General features: G+C 41.5%; 17 protein-coding genes. 7 read left to right on the forward strand and 10 right to left on the reverse strand.

Annotation, left to right across the window (positions count from 1 at the left end; all coding sequences use genetic code 11):
- Positions 1-293 precede the first annotated feature (293 nt).
- Positions 294-2,375, reverse strand: a complete 2,082-nt coding sequence (locus CWB62_RS07285; RefSeq protein ID WP_138528325.1) for a TonB-dependent hemoglobin/transferrin/lactoferrin family receptor — start codon at positions 2,373-2,375, stop codon at positions 294-296.
- 139 nt (positions 2,376-2,514) lie between these two features.
- Between CWB62_RS07285 and CWB62_RS07290 the strand changes: the two genes are divergently transcribed.
- From CWB62_RS07290 to CWB62_RS07305, 4 genes are read left to right on the forward strand one after another with little or no spacing between them, the layout of a single operon-like run.
- Positions 2,515-3,324, forward strand: a complete 810-nt coding sequence (locus CWB62_RS07290) for a heme/hemin ABC transporter substrate-binding protein (protein ID WP_138528323.1) — start codon at positions 2,515-2,517, stop codon at positions 3,322-3,324.
- Complete coding sequence (locus tag CWB62_RS07295) at positions 3,321-4,373, forward strand: FecCD family ABC transporter permease (RefSeq protein ID WP_138528321.1); 1,053 nt, start codon at positions 3,321-3,323, stop codon at positions 4,371-4,373. Before CWB62_RS07290 ends, CWB62_RS07295 begins: the two co-directional genes overlap by 4 nt.
- Positions 4,370-5,158 (forward strand): heme ABC transporter ATP-binding protein, encoded by a 789-nt coding sequence (locus CWB62_RS07300; RefSeq protein ID WP_138528319.1) that lies wholly within the window; start codon positions 4,370-4,372, stop codon positions 5,156-5,158. The genes CWB62_RS07295 and CWB62_RS07300 overlap by 4 nt, the downstream gene beginning before the upstream one ends.
- Entirely contained in the window at positions 5,155-5,874 is a 720-nt protein-coding gene (locus tag CWB62_RS07305; RefSeq protein WP_138528317.1) for a HugZ family pyridoxamine 5'-phosphate oxidase, read from the forward strand. The genes CWB62_RS07300 and CWB62_RS07305 overlap by 4 nt, the downstream gene beginning before the upstream one ends.
- A gap of 66 nt (positions 5,875-5,940) precedes the next feature.
- On the opposite strand, the gene CWB62_RS07310 is transcribed toward CWB62_RS07305, so the two are convergent.
- Positions 5,941-6,882 (reverse strand): ChaN family lipoprotein, encoded by a 942-nt coding sequence (locus CWB62_RS07310; protein ID WP_138528315.1) that lies wholly within the window; start codon positions 6,880-6,882, stop codon positions 5,941-5,943.
- Positions 6,883-7,160: 278 nt separating this feature from the next.
- Between CWB62_RS07310 and CWB62_RS07315 the strand changes: the two genes are divergently transcribed.
- Complete coding sequence (locus CWB62_RS07315; protein ID WP_138528313.1) at positions 7,161-7,496, forward strand: hypothetical protein; 336 nt, start codon at positions 7,161-7,163, stop codon at positions 7,494-7,496.
- 113 nt (positions 7,497-7,609) lie between these two features.
- Positions 7,610-7,990 (forward strand): hypothetical protein, encoded by a 381-nt coding sequence (locus tag CWB62_RS07320; protein WP_138528311.1) that lies wholly within the window; start codon positions 7,610-7,612, stop codon positions 7,988-7,990.
- A gap of 240 nt (positions 7,991-8,230) precedes the next feature.
- Here the strand turns inward: CWB62_RS07320 and CWB62_RS07325 are convergent, their stop codons facing one another.
- Entirely contained in the window at positions 8,231-8,731 is a 501-nt protein-coding gene (locus CWB62_RS07325; RefSeq protein WP_138528309.1) for a lactoylglutathione lyase family protein, read from the reverse strand.
- Between the two features lie 114 nt (positions 8,732-8,845).
- Here CWB62_RS07325 and CWB62_RS07330 point away from each other — a divergent pair, with 114 nt between their 5' ends.
- Positions 8,846-9,712, forward strand: coding sequence for a LysR family transcriptional regulator (locus CWB62_RS07330; RefSeq protein ID WP_058405376.1), 867 nt, complete (start codon positions 8,846-8,848; stop codon positions 9,710-9,712).
- Between the two features lie 37 nt (positions 9,713-9,749).
- On the opposite strand, the gene CWB62_RS07335 is transcribed toward CWB62_RS07330, so the two are convergent.
- From CWB62_RS07335 to CWB62_RS07365, 7 genes are all read right to left on the reverse strand, one after another.
- On the reverse strand, positions 9,750-10,829 hold the full coding sequence (locus CWB62_RS07335) for a heparan-alpha-glucosaminide N-acetyltransferase domain-containing protein (protein WP_138528307.1): 1,080 nt from the start codon (positions 10,827-10,829) through the stop codon (positions 9,750-9,752).
- A complete protein-coding gene (locus tag CWB62_RS07340) occupies positions 10,813-11,451 on the reverse strand; it encodes a hypothetical protein (RefSeq protein ID WP_138528305.1) in 639 nt (212 codons plus the stop codon). Before CWB62_RS07340 ends, CWB62_RS07335 begins: the two co-directional genes overlap by 17 nt.
- Positions 11,444-13,792: a GNAT family N-acetyltransferase gene (locus CWB62_RS07345; RefSeq protein WP_138528303.1), complete on the reverse strand. Its 2,349-nt coding sequence runs from the start codon at positions 13,790-13,792 to the stop codon at positions 11,444-11,446. Before CWB62_RS07345 ends, CWB62_RS07340 begins: the two co-directional genes overlap by 8 nt.
- A gap of 25 nt (positions 13,793-13,817) precedes the next feature.
- Positions 13,818-14,996, reverse strand: coding sequence for an MFS transporter (locus tag CWB62_RS07350; RefSeq protein WP_138528301.1), 1,179 nt, complete (start codon positions 14,994-14,996; stop codon positions 13,818-13,820).
- Positions 14,993-16,312 carry a lysine N(6)-hydroxylase/L-ornithine N(5)-oxygenase family protein gene (locus CWB62_RS07355; protein ID WP_138528299.1) on the reverse strand — a complete coding sequence of 440 codons (1,320 nt, stop codon included), beginning with the start codon at positions 16,310-16,312 and terminating at the stop codon, positions 14,993-14,995. The genes CWB62_RS07350 and CWB62_RS07355 overlap by 4 nt, the downstream gene beginning before the upstream one ends.
- Positions 16,312-17,850, reverse strand: a complete 1,539-nt coding sequence (locus tag CWB62_RS07360) for a pyridoxal phosphate-dependent decarboxylase family protein (protein ID WP_138528297.1) — start codon at positions 17,848-17,850, stop codon at positions 16,312-16,314. The genes CWB62_RS07355 and CWB62_RS07360 overlap by 1 nt, the downstream gene beginning before the upstream one ends.
- A gap of 328 nt (positions 17,851-18,178) precedes the next feature.
- The gene (locus tag CWB62_RS07365) at positions 18,179-18,850 is read right to left on the reverse strand and encodes a haloacid dehalogenase type II (protein WP_138528295.1); all 672 of its coding nucleotides are present in this window, start codon (positions 18,848-18,850) and stop codon (positions 18,179-18,181) included.
- Positions 18,851-18,870: the final 20 nt, after the last annotated feature.

Raw genomic sequence — 18,870 nt, forward strand, 5'->3', positions numbered from 1 at the left:
ACCAGTAATTTTGGCTTTAAATCGCTGGTTTTATGAAGTGTTGCTTCGTTTTTAGTAAATTTTAAGATGAAATTTTGAGATGACACCCACCGTTAATTTTGTACTTTGAAATTTTGAGATGACACCCACCGTTAATTTTGTACTTTAGCCATAATGAATTAGGTGGTGCACTTCCAACTAGAATCTAGGAATCAATAAATAAAAAATTAGGTTGGGTGTCATCATAAAAATAAACTCAACAAACGCTGCAGCTTCATGCACCGTTTGTTGCTATTTAATTTTCTAGGAGCTAATTAAAACTCATAGCTTATTTTGACTGAAAAGTTACGCCCAGGTTGGGTGTATTGGCTAAAATCAGCACCTTGTGATTGACCTGCAATCAATTCAAAAGGTACATATTCTTTATCGAGCAAGTTAAGTACACCTACATTTAGCTGCCACGCTTGCCATTCGTAGTTTGCGTATAAATCAACAACGCCGTAGCCATGTCCTTGCGTAGTTTTATTACCGTTTGTATCAAGTACTACATCCGATTGCGATTTAGCCAAACGCAACGCGGCGGTCCAGTTAATATTACCCTGTTCTGTACTTAACAATACTGAGCCATTTAACGGGCTAATGCTGGTAAGTGGCTGATCGGTTTCTTTATTTTCACCATCAACGTAGGCTACGTTTGCCTCTAGTAGTATATTTTCAGCTACATACATGGCAATTCCGGCTTCCACACCGCTTATTTGTGTTTCGCTAATATTTTGGTACTGATACAGCGTTTTGTTTACGCCAGGAATGTACGTTGGCTCAACACCCACTACGGCGGTTTCTATAAAGTCATCGTATGCTGCATAAAAAGCACTTAAATTTACGCTAATATCGCTGCTGGCGTATCTTAGCCCAAGCTCAAACGAATCACTGCTTTCAGGGTCTAAATCGGCGTTTGGTAATATTTGATAAAACGGTTCAACGCCGTGGCTTTGATAGGCTTGGTCGTGTGGTGGTATTTTAAAGCCTCGTACGTATTGCCCGTACAACGACAAGTTATCATCCACTTGGTATATAGCACCTAGCTTAGGCGAAAAAGCAGATTCGGTAATATCACCAAGCTGCGCATCGGCGTATAGCTCATCATTTTTAGCCTCTAGGGTGTAGTAATCATATCGCACACCCGCAATAACCGACCACGCGCTATTATTAAACGAGATACTGTCTTGTACATAAGCGCCAATTAAAGAGGTATCAGCCCCCGGGAATGCTTTTTGTTTTTGGTCTGTAAAATCAACAGTGCCATCGGCTAAAATACGGGTTTTAAAACGTGGGCGGGTGGTGTCGTATAAGTCTATATCAATCCCGTATACCACTTCATGATCGGCACCCTCTGCGTTAAACCCTTTATTAAATACCGCTTTTAAACCTAAAATATTTTGCTCAAAACGATAGTCGTTATAATCGGTGTAGGTGCTTGCGCCACTAATTTGATCGCTTTGTTGCTCGTAACTACTATAAGACACTTGCCCGTACCATTTATCAAACGCAGCGGTTGCTACTTCTGAATGGTAATCGAGCGCCAGTGACCAACTCGTGTCATCTTCTTCGGTTTCTTGAACAGCGGGGGTTATTACTTGCTCAGTTGTTTGATTAAAGTAATCAAGGGTGTATTTAAGTGTGCGTTTTTCATCAAGCTGTTGCTCAAATTTAACTAATAAAGCATCCGACTTAGCATCATAACCGGGTAAGTTTTCGTCATAGTTTTGTACTTCTTCGCTATCGCGGTGGCTATACACGGCACTTACTGCAAAGTCGCCTAAGTCTTTTGCCGCAGTAATATCGGCGGCAACTTGATTACTTTGACCTTGATACCCAAGCGCCATTTTTACAAAGCTGCTGTTATTTTTTAAATAATCACTAGGATCTTTAGTGGTTATAACCACAATGCCACCAAGTGCATCAGAGCCATATAATGACGATACAGCCCCTTTGGCTACTTCTACTTGTTTTACACCTGCTACGTCAAAATAATTACGGCCAACTAAATAGCCCCCTCCACCTGCATAACCATCGTTGGTGCGTCGGCCATCTTTTATAAATACAACCCGGTTACCACCAACACCACGTACTGTAAGTGTTTGCGCGCCTGCGCCACTGCCTGTCGTTGCAATGCTTGGGTCGTACTTAAACATGGTTTGTAAATCTACAGCTAGCTGACGCTCTATGTCTTGCTCGGTAATAACAGTGACTGAGCCTGTTACATCTTTAAGCTTTTGCTCAAAGCGCGAGCCACTTACAACAATATGATCGTCAATTATGTTTTCGGCAATGGCAGTGCCCGAGCCGAGTAGTAAGGTTGCTATAGCAGTAAATCTAAACGCAGAGGGATTCATTTTAACTCCAAATGATAATAGTTATTATTTATGGCGGAGATGTTACAACTAAGTCAAAATAAGATCAAATAATTATGATAATCATTTTCATTTAGATTTAAGTGGTTATAATAGCCAAAAAATAAAACCGGAGTGTGTAATGAAATACCTATTTATATTGTTTGCTTTAATGGCCCAATCTGCACTTGCACAAGAGCGCGTTATTAGCGCTGGCGGCACCCTTACTGAAATAATTTATGCGCTAGACAAACAAAATACCCTTGTAGCTGTGGATCAATCGAGCATGTACCCGCACCAAGCCACGCAATTACCCCAGGTGGGTTATTATCGCGATTTAGCAGCAGAAGGCGTGCTTTCTATGCGCCCAACCACTTTATTAGCGCTTGAAGGCGCAGGGCGAAGCCAAGCACTTAAGCAAATTGAGGCAACTGGGGTTAAGCTCATTCATTATAAAAAGCCTACTTCAGTTAACGAGCTACTTGCGCTAATTAAACGCCTTGGTGATGATTTAAACGCCAAGCAAAAAGCACAAACACTTATTACACACATTACAAAATCGTTACCTGAAAAAGCAAAAGCGCAAACACACAGCGCGCTATTTTTACTCTCAGCTAATGAGCGCGGGCTTGTTGCTGCCGGGCAGGAAACCGTGCCTAATTTATTATTTAGCTATGCAGGCATTACCAATATAGGCGCTACGCATTCAGGCTTTAAAGCAATTAACACTGAGGTGCTGGCTGTAAATCAACCCGATTTTTTAGTCGCCCCAGCCCATGTTGTACACAGCCTTGGCGGTAAGCAGGCCTTTTGTGAGCAGCCTACACTACGTTTATTAAAAGCGGCGCAAACCTGTAACTTACTTGTAATGGATAGCCTACTTTCGCTTGGCATGTCGCCGCGTATTGCCACAGCAATTAATGAGCTTAGCGAGTATAAAACCCGCTTATGAACACCCTAACATTGAGCCGTTTTAACCCTGTAACACTTAGCCAACCCTATAAATGGATGCTATTAGCCTCAGTTTTTATTTTTGCTTTGGCGCTACTAAGCATAGGGTACGGGCCTGCCGGATGGGATTGGCGTTTAGCCATTGCTTGGCTTGCGCCTGAGCGCTTTAATCAGTTTGATGCGCTGCAAATTAATGTGGTTATGCAAATACGTTTGCCACGTTTTATGCTTGCTGTGCTTGTAGGGTTGGTACTTGCCCAAACAGGCGCGTCAACGCAAGCGCTTTGTCGCAACCCATTGGCCGACCCATCCATTATTGGCATTAGTGCAGGTGCAGCCATGGTTGCTGTGGCGTTTATAGCACTTAGCGCGCAGTTTAATTTTAACGCGCAGCTGTATTTACCTTATGCCTCGTTTTTAGGGGCGCTTGGTGTTACCTCGCTGGTATATTTTATTGCCAAGCAACAAGGGCAAATAAATATCACCACACTTATATTAGTGGGGGTGGCCATTAACGCGTTAGCCTTTGCGGTTATTGGGCTATTGAGCTTTTTTGCCGACGACAGCGCACTGCGATTAATAAATTACTGGACCATGGGCTCATTAGGCGGAGCAAGCTGGGGCACTATTATTCAAGCTTTACCGTTACTGCTTATTAGCCTTATTGGCCTGTGGCGGTTAAAAGAGCCCATGAACTTGCTCCTTATTGGCGAATCACAAGCTCAGTACCTAGGAGTAGACACCAGCAAACTCAAACTATATGTAATTATACTTGTTGCATTAGGCGTGGGTGCGGTTGTGGCACTTACTGGTTTAATAGGGTTTGTTGGTTTAGTAGTCCCGCATATTGCCCGCTTAATGGTGGGGCCGCATTTACGTAATATGCTGCCGCTTTGTATGTTAATTGGCGTAGTGGTATTGCTACTTTCTGACTGGTTAGCACGTATTATTATTATGCCAGCAGAGCTACCTATTGGCATTATTACCGCACTTTTGGGTGCGCCATTGTTTATTTATTTAATCGTTAAAAATAAGCGAGGCTGGTCATGATCGCGTTTAACAACCTAAGTGTTGGCTTTGGCAACCATAACGTTTTAAACACCATTAATGGCAGTGCTAAACAAGGCCAACTTGTTGCACTACTTGGTGAAAATGGCGCAGGTAAATCTACTTTACTGCATACCTTAGCTGGTATGCATGCCTTTACAGGTAATGTACTTTTTAATAATAAGCCGCTGGCCTCTCATGCTAAAAAAAGCCTAGCCACACAGCGCGCAGTAATGATGCAAGCTAACCACGTCGGGTTTGATTTTACAGTATTTGAGCTTATTGCCATGGGCCGCTACCCGTATGTAGAGTCATTAAAAATGCAAAGCGAAAAAGTACATAAATACGCCGCCATTATGGATTTAAGTAATTACTTAACTCGCCGCATAAGTGCGCTTTCGGGCGGCGAGCAACAACGTGTGCATATGGCGCGTACTTTGGCGCAGCTAAACGCCTTTACACAATCGGCTGAGCCAAAAATCATGCTGCTCGACGAGCCTACATCAGCACTAGATATGCGCCATCAGCATGCTTTGCTCAGCTGTGTTAAAGCGTTTGTAGAGCAAGGTAACAGCGCTATTATAGCAATACACGATCTAAATTTGGCCAGCCTGTATTCAACCGATGCTATTTTACTGCACAACAAAAAAGTGCTGCAAAGCGGGCCTATAAACACCGTATTAACTGAACAAAACTTACAACAAATGTATGCCATGAAACTGCACGTAAACCCTCATCCTTATAACGATGCACCCATGGTTTTTTCTCAACGTCAGGAGTTTTTATGAGAGAGCAAGCGTTAAAAGATGCACGTACCTTGGTTTACAAAACCAATGCCGGTGTCATGTCGACCATTTCTAATAATTTACGCGGCTACCCGTTTGGCTCAGTAACCCCCTATATGTGCGACGAACAAGGCCGTGTTTACTTTTTTATTAGCGATATAGCCCAGCACACTAAAAATTTAAAGCACGACTCGCGTATGAGCCTTACTGTATTTGACGCCGCCGACAGTGGCGATCAAAACGAGCACGGCCGCGTAACACTCGTAGGTGATGGCTCTATTGTGACAAAGGAGCGAAGCGAAGTGCTACTTGATAAATATATAGCTTTGTATCCTGAGGCTGCAAGCTATCGCAATGCGCATGATTTTCAGTTTTGGCAATTAGATGTAGTACGGGTGCGTTATATTGGCGGTTTTGGAAAAATATTTTGGCTTGAGCAAAACGAATGGCAAGCTCAGCCTAAAAAGTGGGACGAAAGCCAACAGCAAAGCATGATTAACCATATGAATGAAGATCACCAAGATGCTATGTCGCTCATATTAATGCAGCACTATAACGTTGCCGACAACACACCAATAATGAGCGGCTTATTACCCACAGGCTTTTATATTCAAAGCCAAAAGCGTAATTACTTTATTAATTTTAAAACCCAGTGCAACAGCCCGCTAGAGGTACGTAAAGCGCTGGTTGAGCTAACCAACCAAGCCCGAAATAACTAAACTAAATACATGGCGACATAGTTAACCTGAGCCTTGGTTAAGAGATTTACTAACTATGTCGTTATTTTATAAGCAAGCTGTTTGCTCGCCTCGCTCACTTCGCTTGCCTAACGCTTTAAAAGCGGCTTGCTGATGCTGTTTTTGTACATAACGGGGTGGCAAAGGGTTAACCTGCAACTGATATCCATTTTGATTAGCTTGCACATTCGTTACCGGCGATATCCACACAACATTTAGCTCTGGCGCTAAACGCTTAATAACGCGCGCTATACCTTCGCCATTTTTCACATGAAAATCGCCCGCTATATGCATTACCTGCGCATCTTTATGATTATTTAAATAGTTAACGATAGACTCCCCCATGGTTTCATCCCATGTAACTTGCGCAGCATAATAATTCTCGTTTTGACTGGGCGAGCCGTGGTGCATTGAGGTCATAAAACGTTGTTTATAATCACTGGGAGACGTATCAATAGCGGCTGCAATATAGCTCTGCTGTGTTTCATCAAGTTTACTTAAATAACTTACCCCTTGCCTGCCAATACAGGTGACTATATTTTTAGGGGCATTTGCAGCTATTACATCGCGATTGTTCGTTTTTGCCAGCTCTACCAGCGCACGGTAACCACTTTTGTAATTTGGCCACGCTTGGGTGTTGTCAATTAAGTATTGCTCACCAATTTCACCTTTAACATACTGGTTTAAAGTAAGCTGATCGGCGCGGCTAAATTGTTCAAGCGAAAGGGCAGTGCGTTTATTGCTTTTGCTTAATTGCTCAAATAACTCAGCCTGAAATAAATGCACACCCGGGTGCGTATGCCATTCTCCTACTAAAACCACATCGGCATTTAATAGCTTGGGCTCTAATAATACAGAGCTAACAGGCTTTGCTTGTGCATTATAAAGCGCTGAGTAATATAATGATGAGCTTTTATCAGGCACCGTGGCTGTTGTGCTACAACCACTCAAACCCGCAACTAACGCCAGAGTTAACATAGACTTTTTCATACACACCTTTTAAAATCCGTTAATGCAAATAATTATCAATATCATATATTTATAATGCGTACTAAGCCAGCCAAACTGCAGCTTACTTACATAATCAAGGAAATGAGCGAAACGTGTATTTATATGTCTTAACTTTGCTTGTAAATATTAAATAGCATTTGATAGCAATGCCTTAGGTAATTTGTTAAAACTGTATAAAGTAGAAACATGAGCGTGACATCGGCAGAAGTATGCTCGATTCGCGGTCTATAAAATTGTTAGATGTTAAATGGAGTTCTATGAAGCATCCACTTTTTAGTGAAAACATGGAAGATGGTTTTAGCCTATTCTTACTAAAATCTTCTGAATCAAGAAGCTGTCTCTTATTTGGTACCTCAGCTCTTTTATTATTTATATTTGCAAGTCAAAACACCAGTTTTATGAGTTTCCTTAATGAACACTGGTTTGGTAACATTCTTCAGATTTTATGTGTAATTGGAGTTTTGTTAAGTTGGTTTTCAGCACAAGCACATTCATATAAAAATGGACACTTTAAACTAGTAGCTTCCATATTCTTACTTTGGTCCATTAGCTATATGCACCTGTTTTATATACAGTTAACTGAAAAAACCTAACGTAAATATCAAATGAAAAAATTATAGTTGGCTGTTTTTTGTTCCTAAAACCATTTTTGTCAACTATATTTTTCCGCTTATGTAAGCGCTAGGCACTGGAGAAGGTTTAATAGATGGAACCAAATTATTCAGAATATTCTATTACTGAATTGCAAGAAGCTATCACGTCTATTGATAGGGCTTTGTACCCTGAACGCTTTGAGCTATTAAAAGCCGAACTATTAAATAGAGACGAAGAAGACCATGAAGCTTCTCAATTAGTAAGCCTTTCATCGAAGGACTTACTTATTAAGCTCAGCAATGCATTTTTTGTAATTCCGTTGATGATCTATGTAGGAGTAGATGCACTTAATAGCGGTGAAATACTCCTTAAAGGAGCAGCTATATCAAAAAATGAAAACTTTATATTATTTACATTAAGCGTAATGTTTTGTTTTTTAATCTCAGCGGTACTGACATGTAGCCTGTTTGTGGATAAGAGCAAAAGTTCCTGACAAATACATTATGTCGTTCATAAATTCACTAGTACACAGTTCGATTGGTAGTGTTTTTCTGGAGGTTGATAATATTTTCAACTCAGGGCAAAACATGCTGCACAAGCTAAGCAAAAACAAGTTATAGAGAATAAGAAGACGGTGAAGTGTATTTAAAAACTCTATAACTGAAACAAAAAGGCCGCAGTAATAAATACTGCGGCCTTTGTTTTTAGCTAAACTTTTTTAAACTAGCTAAGTTTAGTAAGAGCCTGCGCTGTAAATAAGCTCGTAGCTGTGGCTGTAAATCTCAAGGATGTTACCAAACGGGTCTTCCATGTAGATCATGCGGTACGGCTTTTCACCCGGGTAGTAATAACGAGGGGCTTGCATACGTTTTTTACCGCCAGCTTCTACAATACGCTCGGCTAAACCTTCTACATCAGGGTCTTGAACACAAAAATGAAAGATGCCTGTTTTCCAGTATTCAAAATTGTCTTTTGGGTTTTCTTGGTTTTTAAATTCGAAAATTTCGACACCAATACGATCCCCTGTAGATAGGTGCGCTATTTTGAATTTTTCCCACTTTTCGCCAAATACTTCTGTACACATTTCGCCAATTGGGCTTTTGTCTTCGGTAATTAAAGTCGGTTTCATTATTGTGTACCAACCCATCACCTTAGTGTAAAACTCGACTGCTTTTTCAACGTCGGGAACCGAAATACCAATGTGCGAAAAACTACGTGGATATGTATGACTCATAATACTTCCTCTTTAACTTGTGACTTATCTTGTGACTAGTTGATGGAGTTAGTTTACGAATTGAACAATATTAAGTAAAATTATCATTAATCATCATTTTGAGTACGTTTTGTAATGATAAATCCAACATGGTTAAACACGTTTTGTACTTTGGTTGAGGTAAATCATTTTACCCAAACCGCCGAGCGTCTTTTTATGACCCAATCGGGCGTAAGTCAGCACATTAAAAAGCTAGAGCAGCAAGTAAACTGCGCGCTATTAGAGCGCCACGGCAAACAATTTACCCTTACCGTACATGGGCAAAACTTGTATCAACAAGGCAGCTTGTTATTAAAGGAATGGCAATTTTTAGAACAACAATTAAAAGATGATTCACCTTACAGCGGCTTGGTAAAAATACAATCGCCTGGTAGTTGTGGGCTACAATTTTATAGCCAATTATTAGCGCTGCAGGCAAAGCATACCGAGCTTAATATTGATTATCGCTTTGCACCCAATACAAGTGTAGAGCAAGCTGTGGCAAACCACAGTGCCGACATAGGCTTTTTAACCCAAGCCCCTACGCTTAGCGAAGTCACCAGCCACAAAATTGGTAAAGAAGCCTTATTACTTGTCACACCCGCACATATTAAAAACCCAACGTGGGAGGTCTTATGTGAGCTTGGCTTTATTGGCCACCCCGATGCAAAACACCACGCACAGCTCCTACTAAGCGAAAACTACAGTGAGTTTGAACATGTTGATCAAATTAAACGCACGGGGTTTTCTAACCAGATAAGTTTAATACTGGAGCCGGTAAGTTTAGGGCTAGGTTTTACGGTTTTACCTGCGCATGCCGTTAGCGCATTTAATAAACCTGCGCTAATTAAAACGCACCACTTAGCTAATCCGATTAGCGAAAATATTTATGTGTGCCATCACCGAAATAGGCCAATGGCAAAGCGCATGAATACAGTAATTGAAGCAATAAAGGCAGGCTAGGGCGCGTGTAACTGCGCCCGTAAAGCCCCTTTACAACTTAAGCTGTGCGCTTAGGCTTTTGCTTAATTGCGAGTATGTTTTGCTTAGTTTGCAAATACACTTTGTGCACTGCAAAGGTTAGTAAACCCATAAGGGCCATTAAGCACAGTGTTGGCCATAGTGACTGAGTGTGATAACCAAACACGCCCATAAGCCAGCAAATTAGCACCCATTGAATAACATACAAAGCAGTTACATGTTTGCTCGCATACAAAAGAGCGCGGGTAATAGGGCCGTTGAATTTATTAGCAAACACATACTCTATTACCGCTAATCCAAATAAATTTAAACCGATTAAATAAATAATACCGCCGCCATTTAAATGAAAAAAGTTGCCAAACTGCCCCTTAAAATCAGTAATAAGCCACGCTGTGCCAATAATTAATAATGCAGCACCTAACTTTGCGCATACACTAAATAAATACGCAGCACTATGCTGACTATTTATGTATAAACGCCCAAGCACGTAGCCGGTTAATATAGCGCTTATCCACGGAAACACCGGAAAATAAACCTGGTAGTTATTAGCAAAAAACAAATCGCTAATATAAGGCGAAAGTGCAAACTGCTGCCCCCTTAAAAACTGGCTTATAAGTGCAATAGCAATGGCTAAGCATGCAATCCATGCGGTTTTCCAACGGGCAATATTAAGCGCCCCAAACAGCAATAAGCTTACTCCGGCAAGTTGTAAAATATCACCTGTAAGCACCATAAATTGTAATTGCCCCGCACTGAGCGGACTTTGCCAGCCATAGGCATTTATAAATGCCTCTGGCATGGTGTTAAATACCTCAATGGGTAGCCAAAACTTTGCCGCATTCATTAAATACGCAAGTAGTAAAAGCTGTATGCCGCGCTTAATTAATAACATGGGTGTTTGCCTACGCGAAAGCGCCATAGATAGCCCCATTGCCACCAAAAACGAGGCTGTGCCTTTGCCAAGTATATGAATAACAGCGCCAAATAGGCTTTCACTTTGAAGCTCCGTGCTCGAGTACATCCATAAAGTGTGTACTAAAATCATAATAAAAACGCTCGCACCTCGGGCAAGGTCAATCGTTTTAAGACGTGTGTTCATTGGTTTTAATATCCTTTTTTGGGCAGGTTTGGCATTTGTTATAACCTGCTAAATAATAACGACAGCACGTTAAGCGCTTAGGCGTTAATTTAAATGGGGTGTTTAAATTAAAGTGATTACTGATTAAGTTATGTAACTGTTGATGGCAATGTGTAATGTGCTCAGCACTTGCTAAATTTAAGCTATGAGCGCGCTCAAATGCACTGTTAAGGGTGTCGATTAACAACCGGCCTTGCTCTTTTTTACCCAGCGCATACTTAATATTTATCCACTTACCTACACAGCTTACAAATTCAATTAGTGCATTATTTTGCTCAGCTTTACTTAATAAAGGCGCGCCTGTAAGGGTAAACCCTCGGCTATACGCGCCGCTCATTTTTAACTGTAAATGTATTGGGTTATGCGCGTTGTGTTTGCACGTATGCCAATAACAATAGGCATGAATAGCTTGCCAACAAAGCTGCAAATATAAATGCCGGCTAATAAATTGCGTAGGCGCATGGGGGTAGTGCGCCTTGCAATGAGAAGCCAATACATACACTAAATTTAAGCTTGGATGAGCCGCAGCAACCGGCTCATTTGGGCAAAACAAAAAGTGCGAAAGGGTGTTAGGCTTAGCCATACAGCTTTGCCGATACCGGGTTATCTAAATTTCCTGCAAACTGTAAGCTGCCTGCGGGGTCGGTTAAATCAACCATTTGCTTATTATTGCCAAGCTGTAAGCGGTTTAAGCAAGAGTGTGCAAATTCATCACTAAAAAAGTCATACTCTTTAAAGCGCTCATTTAAGGCAGGGTTGGCTTGTTGATACGCGTTTACACTTTGCGCAACGCCTTGCCAAAAATCGTGCTCGGTAATGCGCGCTTCTCTTACTAAAATAGCGACTAGGTATCTAAAAAAGCAGTCAAATACATCAGTAAATATACTTAGTAATTCAAGCTCTTTAGGCATAGCAATATGAATACGCGACACTTCCTCAGGTAAAGACTCAGTGCTATTAAGCAGCGCGACTTCTTCGCCTATGTCTTTCATGTAAGCGCCCACAGGCACTGAATTTTTAAGCTTTAAAATGAGGTTTTCGCCGTGGGGCATAAACACTAATTTATGGGCATAAAAACAATGCACTAAAGGAATAAGGTAGGCGTTAAAATAGCTTTGCAGCCAAGCGTGTGTGGTTAAACCGCTTTGATCTATTAATGCACCTGCCATACTTTTACCGTTGTTATCTAGGTGCAGCAATGCGGCCATGGTGGTGAGCTGCTCATTATTTTGTAAATTATGGTTTGGGTTTTCGCGCCATAAACACGCAAACATTTTACGATACGGTGTATCACCGAGTGCACTTTGCTCAAAAGTGTGATGCGCATACCCTAAAGTGGCGTACTCTCTAAGTGCTGTAAAGTTACACGCGCTAAGTGTTGGGTCGTGGTTTACTTTATTAAACACCCAATCATTTATGGCCGGAGTGACTGCCATATAAGCACGCGAAAGCCCACGCATAAAGCCCATATTTAAAATAGACAGCGCCACTTTTAAATACGGTTTATGCGGGTGCGAGCAGTTATATAATGTACGAATAGATTGCTGCGCTTGATATAAGTCGTCGCCTTCTCCTAAATACACTAAGCGGTTATTGGCAAACTCGTTGGCAAACACCACACTTAATTTATGCTGGTACTGCCACGGATGGGCCGGCATAAATAGGTAGTCGTCGGGGTTTAGATTTTGCGCTTTTAGCGCTTTATTAAACGCATCACGAGTGGTTAAATCAAGCTCGCCACTAATATGGCTTGGATAATCGCTAAAGTATTCACTATAAGCAAAATCACATACTGTTTTGTGCGCCGCTAACCACAGCACTTTAAACGGTTTACCCACTTCTGGCGCATAGCGTAAAAAGTCGCTTTTGCTAAAACCAATTCGGCCATTATTAGCCACAAATGCAGGGTGGCCTTCGCTCATTGCAGCCTCTATTTGTTGCAGCCCTAATTTCGCAAGTTCGGCTGCGCTAAGCGTGTTGTTTTCGCGTTTATAACAGGCACTGGCAAGTGTGGCGTTAAGCTCTTCAAGGTAGGTGGCTAAACGCTCACCAGTTAAACCCAGCGCAGGGCCTTGCACACTAAAAAAGTGTAGTACATCAAGCGCTACTTGCTCATTGTTAAGGTTATAAAAACATAAGCTTGGCTCGTCTATATCTATGTGGTTAAGCGCCATAGCGCAGCCATTAAATATAAAGTAACCCCCTTCAATATTGACTTTAAAACCGTGTGGGGTTTGCTCCGCAACCAATAAGCGCTCGTGTACAAGCTCGCTAATGGCTTTACTTTGTAAGTGCCTATTTGCCCACTGCCAGTGATCAAACTTTACATAGTCGGTGTTTATTGGCGTTTGCGATTTGTAATGTAAATCAACATGCGTTTCAAACGCGGCTTTATTACAAAATCCAAGGTATGCGTTTTTATCACCAAGGATTATTTGCTTAATATGCACAAAGCCTAAACGCTTATTTAAGGTATGAATTTTACTATTGGCAATATCGGGCTCTACCACTACCCGTGCATTATCATTATGGGTAAAAATACTGTGCAATACGCACTGCATTATTTCAAAGCTAAAATGGCGTTTGGGCCTTGTATTTGGGGCAAGTAAAATATGCATGCCCGTATCGTTTGGCATTACCTCATAGGCAGCTGCGAGTAGCTCGTCATGCTTTAGACTGTAAAGCTCAACAAGGGCAAGTAGCTCATTATTTTGTTCAATAACATACGCATGATGATGTGGGTTGTTAATTATATCTTGGTAGGCGCTGCACATTTGCTCGGGTGTGTGTTTACTCATACCCCAAAAATGCGCATAAGGCAGTGTAAGCCACTGACAAATAATAGGCATGTCGCTTTGCTGTAGTAACCGCATAGTCACATTACCTGTGTGTTGTAACGTGGTTACAAAAGATGAAAAATACATAAAAACTCCTAAATCTTTTTAATTATTAAGTGGCTGTGTGTGCAGTGCGGTCAACAAATTTAACCCGCCATAGCAAAATAGCGCCAAGGCTTGCAAAGCCAATGGCTGCAAAGTAAAAAGGCACGGTTGTATTAAAATATTCCACACTCATACCCACCAATAACGACGCTAAAATAACGCCAATATTTTGCGCAACATGCACTTTGGCAAAATCACTGCCGTAGTGAGCAGGCTCACTTTTAGCAAATAACATAACCTCCAATAAAACCATTACTTGAAACAGCGCTATACCGTATAGAATGCGCGAGCTGACAACTAACCACACCGACTCTTGCGCCTGTAAATAAAGCCCAATAGCGCCAAAAATAAGCGCGCACAATAATGTGCTTGTGCGGCTAAGCGTAGGAAGAGGTAAGTGCTGCCTAAAGTGGTTAAACAACAGCATTAGTAGGGCTGAAAAAGCAGGAATGGCGTACACAAGCGCACTTTCAAACGCACTACTTTGCGCGCTCATTCCTTGCCAATGGGTCGTAAAAAATGGCCTAATTAAAAAGGCGCTAAAGTAAACAACCACGCTTATAAAACAAAATTGCCAAATAAAGTAAGGTGTGCGAGTGCGCGGTTTTTCGCTTTCAATAGCGTGCTGATAAATACCTAGCTTTAAGCTCAGCATTAAATAGCCACATAGCAGCACTTGTATTACATCGCCTGCAGCACTTAATAACAGTGCATAACGCGGTTCGTTTAAGCTAAAAAAGTACCCGCCAACTAATGCGCCACCAATAGCGCCAAAGTGCATAAGTACCGAAAACAAGCCAATAATAGAAAGGTGCTTACTTTGCTGCTCTAAACGCAGTGCAAACGGGTAAATAAGCAGGTAACTGGCTTTAAGCACCAACATAAGCTGATAATAAAACCAAAATTCCCACACATTAGTTGCAAAATAACAAAGCAACCCAAAGCAGGCGGCAATCACTTGCGTTACAAGCCAAAGAGCCAGTTCGTGGTATTTTTTGGCAACCTTTGCCCACAGGGGCAGCGCGAGCATAACGGTAATACAACAGTTAGCTACAAACACCCCAATTAGTGTGGGGTTACTTACAGAAAATTCGCTGGCAAAAAATTGCGGATAAAACGGCAGTAATAAGGTGTCGCACACCACCGAAATAACCGTAAGCAAAATAAGTGCTAAACGTAAACTCATGCGGCGTTACTCTTTTGCTGTGAATGGGTTTCTACATCGCTTAAATCAAAACACTGAAAAGCAATTTTTTGCTCAACCTGATACGGCGCATAACCAAGTATTTCGCGCAAAATTATACTGTTGCGATAACACGCCATGCCTAAATCGGGGGTTACAAAACCATGGGTGTGCTGCTCTGCATTTTGTACAAATATACGTTTTTGGTCGCTATCTACCGCATACTCGCGGCTAACTAAATAGCGGCCTTGTTCATCTTCTGGGAGCTGCTGCGCAATAGAATTTAAAAAAGCAGGGCGCTTGTATTTAAAGCCCGTGGCACAAATTAAGTAATCGGTTTTTATTTCAAAGGCTTCATTTAGCTCTTGATGATAAAACTCAGTGACTAAGCGACCAGCACTTTTACGTGTATTAGTAAGCTTGCTGTTAGTTTTAAATGTGGTAGAAATGGGCCCATCTAGGCTTTGCGCGTAAAGGGTGTCAAAAATGTCGTTAATTAAACCGCCATTAATGCCTTTAAATAGGTTTTTTTGATTTTGATTAAGCCAATCTCGTTGCTCTGTTTTTAAATTATAAAAGTAATCAACATACTCAGGAGAGGTCATCTCAAGGGTGAGTTTGGTGTACTCCAGCGGAAAATAACGCGGCGATCGCGCAATCCAATCTAGTTGCAAACCTTGTGGCACCGCTTGTTGTAATAGGGTGTGATAAATTTCGGCAGCACTTTGTCCTGCTCCCACAACCGTTACGCGCTTAGCAGATTTTAGCTCATCAAGGCGGTGGCAAAAGTCGCTACTGTGCATTACGTTATTAGAATTACTTTGCACTGCACAATCAGGAATATATGGTGCAGGGCCGGTGCCAAGTACTAAGTGGCGCGTAACATAGTGTTGCTCCCCGTTTGGGGTTTTACAGGTAAGGGTATAGCACTGAGTTTGCTGGCAAAATTCAACCTTAGTTACACTTTGCTCAAAGCTTACGTTACTCAACTGCGAGCACACCCACTGGCAATATAGGTTGTATTCTTTACGCAGTAAAAAAAAGCTCTCGCGAATATAAAATGGGTATAAGCGATTATTAAGCTTGGCATAATTTAAAAAACTGTACTGGCTAGTAGGATCTGCAAGGGTCACCAAGTCAGACATAAACGGCGTTTGCAAAGTAACACCTTCTAGCATCATTCCTGGGTGCCAATCAAATTGGCTACGCTGCTCTAAAAATAAGCTTTTAACGCCCTCTAATGGTTCACTTAAACACGCTAACGATAAATTAAACGGGCCAAGGCCAATGGCTATAAAATCATAAGGTTGGTTACTCATTATTTTTGCTCCTTATACGTTTGCCACGCAATAGTGCTAATTTGTTCAAGCACGGCGCGCACATCGCTCAATTGGCACTGCGCATTGAGTAACGTAAATTTAAGGTAGTGACGGCCGTTAATTTTGGTGCGCGCAATCATGGCTTCACCGGTATTTAAAAATGTTTGGCGTACGTGCAGGTTTAGGATATCGAGTAAATCGGGATTATGTTTTAGCGCTTCTGGCGCAAAGCGAAATACTAGCGCGCTAAGCTCTGGGTAATTTATAACTTCAAAATCAGGGTGGTCGTTAAGCACAATGTGGGTTTGACGAGCAAGCCCAATTACTTTATCAAACGCTCGGCCAAGTGGCGCTTCGCCCATAGTGCGCAGTGTTAACCAAAGTTTTAAGGCATCAAAACGGCGTGTGGTTTGTAAGCTTTTATCAACTAAATTTGGCGTGCCATTGCCGGCCTCAGCAAGCGGGTTTAGATAGTCGGCGTAAAGGGTTATATGGCTAAAATGGCGTTTGTCACTTAATAAAAAAGCACTGCAGCTAACCGGCTGCATAAATGATTTATGGTAATCAATGGTAATTGAATCTACTTTTTCTATGCCGTTTAAAGCACTTCGGTGATGCTCGCTTACTAGTAACCCGCCGCCGTATGCGCCATCAACATGGCACCAAAGCTGCTCTTTTTTAGCAAGTTTTGCTATGTCTTCAATAGGGTCAATTGAGCCAAAATCGGTTGTACCTGCGGTAATTACCACAGCGATAGGTAAATCGCCCTTTGCTTTAGAATCCTCAATTGCATGGTTAAGCGCATCCATATCCATTTGCATTTTGCTGTTTGTAGCCACAGGCACTACCGCGTTATAACCTAAGCCCAATAACGCCGCAGCCTTTTGAATACTAAAATGCGCAACCTCTGAGCAATAAATACGAAAACGCGAGGCAACGTTTGGCAAACCTTGAAGTTTTACTTGATGCTCAGGGGCATAACGGCTCACTGCGACTTCGCGTGCAACAAGCATAGCCATTAAATTCGATTGCGTACCACCACTTGTAAAAACGCCATCGGCAGTGCTCGGTAATTTTGCTTTTTCACAGCTCCAATCAATTAATTTTTGCTCAATAAGGGTCGCGCCAGCGCTTTGATCCCACGTGTCTACCGAGGTATTGATTGCGCCAATTATGTGCTCTGCCACAACCGCAGGGTACGTAACAGGGCAATTTAAATGCGCCATGTAACGCGGATGATGAAAATACACAGCGTGATCCAAATACACGCTTTTAAGCTCGTTTAATACAGCAGGAAAATCAGCGAGAGGTTTGGCTAAATCTACATCATTAACAGTGGCGGCAAGTGTATTAACAGACACGCCAGAAAACGGCTTTTGCGCTTTTGCCATAGCTTGTTGCACAGCCGAAAGCCCCTGCAACGACGCTATTTGATAATTAATAAATTGATCAAGATTAAATTGCGGCGGAAGGCCATTTTTCTCAAATATAGCTTGGTTTTGGATAGGGCTGAGCTGTGCAGTTTGTAATTGTGACATATTTCGCTCCTTGGTACTCATTTTGGGTTCAAGGATCTTAATGGTAATGATTTTTATTTACAATAATGAAAATGGATTACTTCTATGTTTTTTTTTCGGGTTAAGAAATGGATAATTAATTACAAAAAATTACATTAGAAATAATGTAAACACGTTTTATATTAAAAGTTTGGAAGTCGAGTTTATGTGTAATTTGAATAAAATGCATAAAAAGGGGAAGGTTGGGTATTTAAAAATACTTAAAAATAAGGGCGTTAACAGCAACGCCCTAAAACCTTTTAATAAAACCTTGGCTTTGCACCAATGAGTGCATTAAAGGCAATGTTAATTAGCTCACCAATTTGGTCTTTAAATCAACTAAATCGGTTGCTGTGGTAATTGGTTGAATTTCCCATGGATCAAAAATAGAGTCTTCTGAGCGTTTTATCCACGCACCGCGCATACCATGCGAAATAGCGCCGGTTATATCAAAAGGGTTACTCGAAATAAGCCACGTATTTGCACCCGTTGAATTTGCCTCGCGTAAAAAATGGCTGTAAACACCCGGGTTTGGCTTAAAAGTTTTAATGTCGTCGGCGCTTACAACACCTTCAAAAAGCTCAATAATGCCAGCCGTTTCGAGTAAGGTATTTACCGCAGCGGCCGCGCCATTAGAAAACGCAAACAATCGGTAATTTTGTGCTTTAAGTTGCTCAAGCCCTTTTTTAACATCGTCGAAGGCGGGTAACGTTTTATATTGCTCAAGCAATTGGTGTTTTTGATCGTCACCAAGCTGTGTTTTATGCGCTAAACACGCGTAATCAAGTGCCTGTTTAGTACAAACTGAAAACGGAACATAGTTTTGCATTAAGGCGCGCCTAAACGAATATTCCAACTGTTTTTCACGCCATGTATTTGAAAAGTTTTGTGCGTTATCGCCAATCATATCTTTAAGTAATGTAAGCACACCATGGGTATTTATAAGCGTGCCGTATACGTCAAATGCGAGTGTGGTTGCCATGTTTACTCCCAAAAATTTAA

Source organism: Pseudoalteromonas sp. S408, assembly GCF_005886645.1.
Classification (GTDB): Bacteria; Pseudomonadota; Gammaproteobacteria; order Enterobacterales; family Alteromonadaceae; genus Pseudoalteromonas.

Excerpts from the sequence above, each read along its gene's own strand:
- CWB62_RS07360 (WP_138528297.1), bottom strand. The coding sequence starts at position 17,850 with ATGTCACAATTACAAACTGCACAGCTCAGCCCTATCCAAAACCAAGCT.
- CWB62_RS07295 (WP_138528321.1), top strand. The coding sequence starts at position 3,321 with ATGAACACCCTAACATTGAGCCGTTTTAACCCTGTAACACTTAGCCAA.
- CWB62_RS07345 (WP_138528303.1), bottom strand. The coding sequence starts at position 13,792 with ATGTATTTTTCATCTTTTGTAACCACGTTACAACACACAGGTAATGTG.
- CWB62_RS07325 (WP_138528309.1), bottom strand. The coding sequence starts at position 8,731 with ATGAGTCATACATATCCACGTAGTTTTTCGCACATTGGTATTTCGGTT.
- CWB62_RS07355 (WP_138528299.1), bottom strand. The coding sequence starts at position 16,312 with ATGAGTAACCAACCTTATGATTTTATAGCCATTGGCCTTGGCCCGTTT.
- CWB62_RS07335 (WP_138528307.1), bottom strand. The coding sequence starts at position 10,829 with ATGAACACACGTCTTAAAACGATTGACCTTGCCCGAGGTGCGAGCGTT.
- CWB62_RS07315 (WP_138528313.1), top strand. The coding sequence starts at position 7,161 with ATGAAGCATCCACTTTTTAGTGAAAACATGGAAGATGGTTTTAGCCTA.
- CWB62_RS07310 (WP_138528315.1), bottom strand. The coding sequence starts at position 6,882 with ATGAAAAAGTCTATGTTAACTCTGGCGTTAGTTGCGGGTTTGAGTGGT.
- CWB62_RS07285 (WP_138528325.1), bottom strand. The coding sequence starts at position 2,375 with ATGAATCCCTCTGCGTTTAGATTTACTGCTATAGCAACCTTACTACTC.
- CWB62_RS07350 (WP_138528301.1), bottom strand. The coding sequence starts at position 14,996 with ATGAGTTTACGTTTAGCACTTATTTTGCTTACGGTTATTTCGGTGGTG.
- CWB62_RS07365 (WP_138528295.1), bottom strand. The coding sequence starts at position 18,850 with ATGGCAACCACACTCGCATTTGACGTATACGGCACGCTTATAAATACC.
- CWB62_RS07320 (WP_138528311.1), top strand. The coding sequence starts at position 7,610 with ATGGAACCAAATTATTCAGAATATTCTATTACTGAATTGCAAGAAGCT.
- CWB62_RS07330 (WP_058405376.1), top strand. The coding sequence starts at position 8,846 with ATGATAAATCCAACATGGTTAAACACGTTTTGTACTTTGGTTGAGGTA.
- CWB62_RS07290 (WP_138528323.1), top strand. The coding sequence starts at position 2,515 with ATGAAATACCTATTTATATTGTTTGCTTTAATGGCCCAATCTGCACTT.
- CWB62_RS07305 (WP_138528317.1), top strand. The coding sequence starts at position 5,155 with ATGAGAGAGCAAGCGTTAAAAGATGCACGTACCTTGGTTTACAAAACC.
- CWB62_RS07340 (WP_138528305.1), bottom strand. The coding sequence starts at position 11,451 with ATGGCTAAGCCTAACACCCTTTCGCACTTTTTGTTTTGCCCAAATGAG.
- CWB62_RS07300 (WP_138528319.1), top strand. The coding sequence starts at position 4,370 with ATGATCGCGTTTAACAACCTAAGTGTTGGCTTTGGCAACCATAACGTT.